The sequence below is a fragment of the Micromonospora sp. NPDC052213 genome, assembly GCF_040679695.1.
In the GTDB taxonomy this organism is placed as follows: Bacteria; Actinomycetota; Actinomycetes; order Mycobacteriales; family Micromonosporaceae; genus Micromonospora.
This window is the reverse complement of record NZ_JBFAVI010000030.1, coordinates 46,167-53,453: the sequence shown is the minus strand read 5'-3', so window position 1 is coordinate 53,453 and position 7,287 is coordinate 46,167. Positions and strand designations below refer to the sequence as shown.

General features: G+C 71.0%; 8 protein-coding genes. 5 read left to right on the top strand and 3 right to left on the bottom strand.

All coding sequences use genetic code 11. The features are described from left to right. On the bottom strand, positions 1–1,495 hold a 1,495-nt coding region (gene miaB / locus AB0L34_RS10765; protein ID WP_363703803.1), incomplete at its 3' end, for a tRNA (N6-isopentenyl adenosine(37)-C2)-methylthiotransferase MiaB. Positions 1,496–1,546: 51 nt separating this feature from the next. Here miaB and AB0L34_RS10760 point away from each other — a divergent pair. Beyond that, a complete protein-coding gene (locus AB0L34_RS10760) occupies positions 1,547–1,777 on the top strand; it encodes a DUF2277 family protein (RefSeq protein ID WP_357454083.1) in 231 nt (76 codons plus the stop codon). 55 nt (positions 1,778–1,832) lie between these two features. Here AB0L34_RS10760 and AB0L34_RS10755 read toward each other — a convergent pair whose 3' ends face one another. Both AB0L34_RS10755 and selD read right to left on the bottom strand, forming a co-directional pair. After that, complete coding sequence (locus AB0L34_RS10755; RefSeq protein ID WP_350705108.1) at positions 1,833–2,312, bottom strand: hypothetical protein; 480 nt, start codon at positions 2,310–2,312, stop codon at positions 1,833–1,835. A gap of 227 nt (positions 2,313–2,539) precedes the next feature. Continuing rightward, positions 2,540–3,529, bottom strand: coding sequence for a selenide, water dikinase SelD (gene selD / locus AB0L34_RS10750; RefSeq protein WP_363703800.1), 990 nt, complete (start codon positions 3,527–3,529; stop codon positions 2,540–2,542). Positions 3,530–3,722: 193 nt separating this feature from the next. Here selD and AB0L34_RS10745 point away from each other — a divergent pair, with 193 nt between their 5' ends. Genes AB0L34_RS10745 through AB0L34_RS10730 form a run of 4 tightly spaced genes read left to right on the top strand, consistent with a single transcriptional unit; the run spans position 3,723 to position 7,129 of the window. Further along, on the top strand, positions 3,723–4,478 hold the full coding sequence (locus AB0L34_RS10745; RefSeq protein ID WP_357454089.1) for an amino acid ABC transporter ATP-binding protein: 756 nt from the start codon (positions 3,723–3,725) through the stop codon (positions 4,476–4,478). Between the two features lie 57 nt (positions 4,479–4,535). After that, the gene (locus AB0L34_RS10740; protein ID WP_363703798.1) at positions 4,536–5,414 is read left to right on the top strand and encodes a glutamate ABC transporter substrate-binding protein; all 879 of its coding nucleotides are present in this window, start codon (positions 4,536–4,538) and stop codon (positions 5,412–5,414) included. A 42-nt stretch (positions 5,415–5,456) separates the two neighbouring features. Then, complete coding sequence (locus AB0L34_RS10735; protein WP_350682830.1) at positions 5,457–6,164, top strand: amino acid ABC transporter permease; 708 nt, start codon at positions 5,457–5,459, stop codon at positions 6,162–6,164. Continuing rightward, positions 6,161–7,129, top strand: coding sequence for an amino acid ABC transporter permease (locus tag AB0L34_RS10730; protein ID WP_363703796.1), 969 nt, complete (start codon positions 6,161–6,163; stop codon positions 7,127–7,129). Before AB0L34_RS10735 ends, AB0L34_RS10730 begins: the two co-directional genes overlap by 4 nt. Positions 7,130–7,287 lie beyond the last annotated feature (158 nt).

Sequence of the window (7,287 nt, the reverse complement as noted above, 5' to 3'; positions counted from 1 at the left end):
GGGCGGCGCAGCCCGTCGTCGGCGGGGGCGCCGCGGCCGGCGCGCCGACCGTGGGCAGCCCGAGCAGCACCCCGGGCGTACGCGGGGAGCGCCCCGCCTCGGCCGCGTCGCCGGCCCGGGTGCGCCGGTGCGACAGCGGCTCACCGTCGGCGTTGAGGTGGTGCGGGGCCGCGTACGTGACGGTGGTGTGCACGATGTCGCCGGGGCGGATCTGCCCGGCGAGGGAACCAGCGTCGAAGTGGACGAGGCGGCCGTCACGGGCGCGGCCGGACATCCGGCCGGTGCGCTCGTCCTTGCGCCCCTCGCCGACGGCGACCAGCACCTCGACGGTCTCCCCCACGAGCCGCTTGTTCTCCGCCCACGTGATCTCCTCCACGCAGGCGACCAGCCGCTCGTAGCGTTCCTGGACGACCTGCTTGGGGAGCTGGCCCTCCATCGTGGCGGCGGGGGTGCCGGGGCGCTTCGAGTACTGGAAGGTGAACGCGGAGGAGAACCGGGCCTCGCGGACCACGTCGAGGGTGCGCTCGAAGTCGGCGTCGGTCTCGCCGGGGAAGCCGACGATGATGTCCGTGGTGATCGCCGCGTCCGGCATCGCCGCCCGGACCTTCTCGATGATGCCGAGGTAGCGGTCGGCCCGGTACGAGCGGCGCATGGCGCGCAGCACGTCGTCCGAGCCGGACTGCAGCGGCATGTGCAGCGAGTGGCAGACGTTCGGCGTCTCGGCCATCGCGGCGATCACGTCGTCGGTGAAGTCCTTCGGGTGCGGGCTGGTGAACCGGACCCGCTCCAGGCCATCGACGTCGCCGCAGGCGCGCAGCAGCTTGCCGAAGGCGAGCCGGTCGCCGAACTCCACGCCGTAGGAGTTGACGTTCTGCCCGAGCAGGGTCACCTCCAGCACGCCCTCGTCGACCAGGGCGCGCACCTCGGAGAGGATGTCTCCGGGGCGGCGGTCCTTCTCCTTGCCGCGCAGGGAGGGCACGATGCAGAACGTGCAGGTGTTGTTGCAGCCGACGGAGATCGACACCCAGCCGGCGTACGTGGACTCGCGCCGGGTGGGCAGCGTCGAGGGGAAGACGTCGAGGGACTCGAGGATCTCCACCTCGGCGGCGGCGTTGTGCCGGGCCCGCTCCAGCAGCACCGGCAACGACCCGATGTTGTGCGTGCCGAAGACCACGTCTACCCAGGGCGCCTTGCGGACGATCTCGCCGCGGTCCTTCTGGGCGAGGCAGCCGCCGACGGCGATCTGCATCCCCGGGTGCCTGTCCTTGACGGGGCGCAGGTGACCGAGGTTGCCGTAGAGCCGGTTGTCGGCGTTCTCCCGGACCGCGCAGGTGTTGAACACCACCACGTCCGGGTTGTCGTCGGCCTCGGCGGCGCGCACGTAGCCCGCCTGCTCCAGCAGCCCGGAGATGCGCTCGGAGTCGTGCACGTTCATCTGGCAGCCGTACGTGCGCACCTGGTAGGTGCGCGGGCTGCTCGCCGCTGCGGTAGTCATGACCCGGACAGCGTATCCGGGCGAGAATCCCGAACCGAACGAGGAGGAGCCGTGTGCCGGAGCATCAAGACCCTTCGTGAGCCGTACGTCGCCGAGGTGAGCCCGGCCGACGTCGAGGCCGCCGCCCTGCAGTACGTCCGGAAGATCTCGGGCTTCCGCAGGCCCGCCGCGCACAACGCCGCGGCCTTCGACGCGGCGGTCGCCGCGGTCGCCGCGGCCACCGCGACCCTGCTGAGCGAGTTGGAGGTACGCGGCGGCCGCTCCGCCCGCCCGGCGAGCTGACCTCGCCGCCCGCCGGGCCGACGCGGGGAGGCCCCGCGTGCCGGCGCGGCGGTCCTCAGGCGGCGGCGAGCGCGGGCAGCACCGAGTCGGGGGCCCAGCGTGAGCGGTGGCACTGCGACCAGCCGCGGCAGCGGGGATCGGCCTCGGTGCAGAGCCGCTGGTTGCCGAGCACCTCGCCGTCGTCGGTCTCGCGGACGTCGAAGTGCACCGGCCGGATCGTGCCGTCGGGGGCCACGAGCAGGTGCCGGCCGGCGTCGAGGGTGTCGTCGCGCAGCAGGCAGTTGCGGTCCAGCAGCCGCGCCAGCGCGGCGATGCTGGCGTGCTCGGGGAGCCCGTCGGGCACGCCGTAGCAGTCCACGATGGTGGCGAACTCCCCCGGCGCCTGCCAGACGTCGCAGATCACCGCGTGCGCCGGCAGCCGGGCCGGGTCGGCCGCCGCCAGGGGCATCACCACCCGGCCGAGTGCCTCGGCCAGTGCCGGGTAGACCTCCACCGGCCGCACCTGGTCGATTCTCCAGTTCCACAGCTCGGTCATGCCGCCTCCTCGCTGTGCTCGTCCCACCGGCCTCCGGATCGGGCCTTACTGACGATGGTGGGGGGCATATGACCTCAGCCGGGGGCAAGTTACCGGTCTGTGACCATTCCGGGCAAAATTTCCTCGGGCACCGTTGCTCCGAGTGGCCGAAAGATGACAGTTTATCGGGTACGGTGCCCCGTTCGGAACTTCCCCGCTCCGTCGCGCGCCCGTTTCGACCGGGTCGGTCAGCGCACGACGACCCGGTGCTCGCCGGGGGGCAGCAGCTCGCCGACCACGGTGGCGCCCGGCAGTTCGCCGGCGACCAGCAGGCCGCCCGACGTCTGCGCGTCGGCCAGCAGCAGCCGGTCGTCCTCGGCGATCCCGCCGAAGTCGGTCCACCCGGCGACCCACTCCAGGTTGCGGCGGCAGCCGCCGCTGACGTACCCGTCGCGCACCGCCTCCCGGGCGCCGGCCAGGTAGGGCACCCGGGCCGCGTCGATCGCCACCGTCAGCCGGCTCGCCCGGGCCAGCTTGGACGCGTGCCCGAGCAGACCGAAGCCGGTCACGTCGGTGCCGCAGCGCACACCGGCCGCCACCGCGGCCCGCGCGGCGTCCCGGTTGAGGGTGGTCATGGCGGCGACCGCCTCGGGGAAGCTCTCACCGGTGGCCTTGTGCCTGGTGTTGAGCACCCCGACGCCCAGCGGCTTGGTCAGCGACAGCGGCAGCCCCGCCCGGCCCGCGTCCAGGGTGATCAGCTCCTCGGGCCGGACCACCCCGGTGACGGCCAGCCCGTACTTGGGGCCCTCGTCGTCGACGCTGTGCCCGCCGGCGAGGTGGCATCCCGCGTCCCGGGCCACGTCCTGCCCGCCGCGCAGCACCTCCCGGGCCAGCTCCAGCGGCAGCACGTCGCGCGGCCAGCAGAGCAGGTTGAGCGCGACGAGCGGGGTGCCACCCATCGCGTACACGTCGGAGAGCGCGTTGGTCGCGGCGATCCGCCCCCAGTCGTACGCGTCGTCGACGACGGGGGTGAAGAAGTCGGCGGTGGTGACCAGGCCGGTCCGCTCGTCGAGCCGGACCACGGCGGCGTCGTCACCGTGGTCGAGGCCGACGAGCAGGTCCGCGGCGCCGGTGGCCGGGCCGAGGCCGGCGACCATGGCCTCCAGCTCGCCCGGCGGGATCTTGCAGGCGCAGCCGCCGCCGCGGGCGTACTCGGTCAGCCGCACCCGTTCCGTCACCCCCACATGATCTTCCACACGACCCGAAGCCGCCACCGGGTGGACCGGTTTCGGAGTCAAAATCCGACTCCCGGGCCCGAGCGGAAATGGTGTTACCGCTCCGTGACCAACTGACTTGCGTTCCGCCACATCCCCCCGCCTACAGTTGCCCAACCGGGGGTCAACGGACCCCGCGTGCGCGACGACAGGGACGGTGGACGACGTGGCGACGGGCGAACCGCTCATCGTGCTGGATTCGGTCAACAAGTGGTTCGGGCCGCTGCACGTGCTGGACGACGTCTCGCTGTCGGTCGGGCGCGGCGAGGTGGTCGTGGTCATCGGGCCGTCCGGCTCCGGCAAGTCGACGCTCTGCCGCACCATCAACCGACTCGAGCCGATCACCTCCGGCACCATCACCTTCGACGGGCAGCCCCTGCCGGCCGAGGGCAAGGCGCTGGCGAAGCTGCGCAGCGAGGTCGGCATGGTGTTCCAGTCGTTCAACCTCTTCGCGCACAAGACGATCCTCGAGAACGTCACCCTCGGGCCGGTCAAGGTCCGCAAGGAGAAGCCGGCGGCGGCCCGCGAGCGCGGCCTGGCCCTGCTGGACCGGGTCGGCATCGCCAACCAGGCCGACAAGTTCCCCGCCCAGCTCTCCGGCGGCCAGCAGCAGCGCGCCGCGATCGCGCGGGCGCTGGCCATGCAGCCCAAGGCGATGCTCTTCGACGAGCCGACCAGCGCGCTCGACCCGGAGATGGTCGGCGAGGTGCTGGACGTGATGACGTCGCTGGCCCGCGAGGGCATGACGATGGTCGTGGTCACCCACGAGATGGGCTTCGCCCGGCACGCGGCGAACCGCGTCATCTTCATGGCCGACGGGCAGCTGGTCGAGGACGCCCCGCCCACCGAGTTCTTCGCCAACCCGCGCAGCGAGCGGGCCAAGGACTTCCTCTCCAAGATCCTCACGCACTAGGCGTCCGTACCTGGAGCGCGCCGTCCCCCGGCGGTTCCGTCGAAGAAGGAGATGAGTATGCGTATCACGCGCGTAGCGGCGCTCGCCGCGGCCGCCACCCTGGCGCTCGGCATGACCGCCTGCGGTGGCGACGACGCCGAGGAGGGCACCGGCGCTGGCAGCAAGTCCTTCGCCGCCGGCAGCACGATGGAGCGCCTGAACAAGGCCCAGTCCATCAAGATCGGCACGAAGTTCGACCAGCCCGGCTTCGGCCAGAAGGGCCTGTCGGGCGACCCGGAGGGCTTCGACGTCGAGGTCGCGAAGATCATCGTCAAGGAGCTCGGCATCCCCGAGGACAAGATCGAGTGGGTCGAGGCCCCCTCGAAGGTCCGCGAGGACGTCATCGTGAACGGCACGGTCGACCTGGTCGCCGCGACCTACACGATCAACGACAAGCGCAAGGAGCGCATCGCGTTCGCCGGGCCGTACTACGAGGCCGGCCAGAACATCATGGTGAAGAAGGACGACACCACGATCACCGGGCCGGACTCCTTCAAGGACGGCACCAAGAAGGTCTGCTCGGTCACCGGCTCCACCCCGGCCGAGGAGATCAAGAAGCACGTCAAGGACGTCGCCACCCAGCTGGTGCTGTTCGACACCTACGACAAGTGCCGCGACGCCCTCAAGGGTGGCCAGGTCGACGCCGTCACCACGGACAACGTGATCCTGCTCGGCTACATCGCCAAGGACGAGGCGTCCTTCAAGCTGGCCGGCGACAACTTCACCAAGGAGCCGTACGGCATCGGGGTGAAGAAGGAGGACACCGACTTCCGCAACTTCATCAACGACACGCTGGAGAAGGCGTTCGCCGACGGCAGCTGGCAGAAGGCCTGGGACGGCACCGCCGGCAAGTTCGGCGCCCAGCTGGGCTCCGCCCCGACCGTCAACCGCTACTGATCTAATTCCTTCGATCTGGAGGGTGGGGAGGAAGACCGACCCGTGAGTGTGCTCATCGACAAGTTCGACGTCTTCGCGGGTGGTTTCTGGCTCACCCTCCAGATCTGCGTACTCGCCGCGATCGGTGCCCTGATCCTGGGCGCCATCGTGGCGGTACTGCGGATCTCCCCGGTGCCGCCGCTGCGGGCGGTCGGCACCGCGTACGTCAACATCTTCCGGAACATGCCGCTGACCGTGGTGATGTTCTTCGCCGCGTTCGGCCTGCCGGCGCTCGGCTCCAACGCGGACTTCCTGCGCATCCCCGGCCTGGACGCGGTGTTCAGCCGGCTCGACACGGACCTGCCGTACTTCCGCTTCGCGCTGATCGCGCTGGTGCTCTACACCGCCGCGTTCGTCTGCGAGGCGCTGCGGTCCGGCGTGAACGCGGTCCCCGCCGGCCAGGCGGAGGCCGCCCGGTCGCTCGGCCTCACCTTCGGCCAGAACCTGCGGTACGTGGTGCTGCCGCAGTCCTGGAAGGCCTCGGTGGTGCCCCTCGGTTCGGTGATCATCGCGATGATCAAGAACTCGGCCCTGATCGGCTTCTTCGGCGTGGTCGGCGACCTCTCGCAGACCGCCGACCAGCTCACCTCGGCCGAGGGCTACGCCTTCGTCCCCGTCGCCATCGGCATCTCGATCGGATACCTGATCATGACCGTCCCCCTCGGCGCGCTCCTCGACCGGATCGAGAAGCGGCAGGCGGTGGCCCGATGAGCCAGCAGACCGTCCTCTACGACGTCCCCGGCCCACGGCAGCGCCGGATCACCCTCGTCAGCAGCCTGGTGGCGACGGTGCTGCTGCTCGCGGGCGCGTACTTCCTGATCTACAAGCCGCTGGACGCCAAGGGCCAGTTCTCGATGGAGCTGTGGGGGCCCCTGCTCGACCCCTCCAACGAGAACTTCTCGCAGGTGTGGGAGCGGATCGGCCTCGGCTTCAAGAACACGCTGACCGCCGCCGCCCTGGCGATCGTCGCCTCGCTGGTGGTCGGCACCCTGCTCGCGGTGCTGCGGATCCAGCTCAAGAGCCTGACCCGCCGCCGGTTCACCGGCTTCGCCGCGCCGCTGGCCTACCTGCTGCGCGGGCTGAGCGTGCTGCTGTCGGCGGTCACCCGGGTCTGCGTCGAGGTGTTCCGGGGCCTGCCCGTGGTCATCACGATCTTCTTCGTGGCGCGCGGCTTCCCCGAGTTCGGCGTCACGTTCGAGACGCTGTGGTACCTGGTCATCGGCCTGACCATCTACAACTCGGTGGTCATCGCCGAGATCCTCCGCTCCGGCATGGAGGGCCTGCCCGGCGGGCAGGCCGAGGCGGCGGCCGCGATCGGCCTCTCCCCGATGCAGACCACCCGGATGATCCTGCTGCCGCAGGCCTTCCGGATCATGCTGCCGGCGCTGATCAGCCAGCTCGTCGTGGTGCTCAAGGACACCTCGCTGGGCTTCATCATCAGCTACGAGGAGACCCTGAACATCGGCAAGCAGCTCATCGGCGTGCTGGACAACCCGATCCAGGTCTACGTCGTGATCGCGGTGATGTTCATCCTGGTGAACTACTCGCTGTCGAAGCTGGCCCAGTACGTCCAGCACCGGCTCTCCCGGGGCCGCAAGACCGCCGGCACCCCGGCCCAGAACCCGCCCCCGGCGGCGCTCACCGCGCAGGCGGAGAGCAGCGGCCAGGGCGTCTGACCCCGCCCGACGACGAAGGGCCGGCCCGGTTATCGGGCCGGCCCTTCGCGTTGCGCCGTGGACGGCCGGTAGACCGTCGACGCCCGTCCGCCCGGGCGTCCCCGCCTCGCCGCCGGCACCCTCGCGTTGCGCCGGAGCGGGCAGCCTCGGTGCCGGCC

Coding starts and splice junctions, on each gene's coding strand:
- AB0L34_RS10730 (WP_363703796.1), top strand. CDS start 6,161: ATGAGCCAGCAGACCGTCCTCTACGACGTCCCCGGCCCACGGCAGCGC.
- AB0L34_RS10755 (WP_350705108.1), bottom strand. CDS start 2,312: ATGACCGAGCTGTGGAACTGGAGAATCGACCAGGTGCGGCCGGTGGAG.
- AB0L34_RS10740 (WP_363703798.1), top strand. CDS start 4,536: ATGCGTATCACGCGCGTAGCGGCGCTCGCCGCGGCCGCCACCCTGGCG.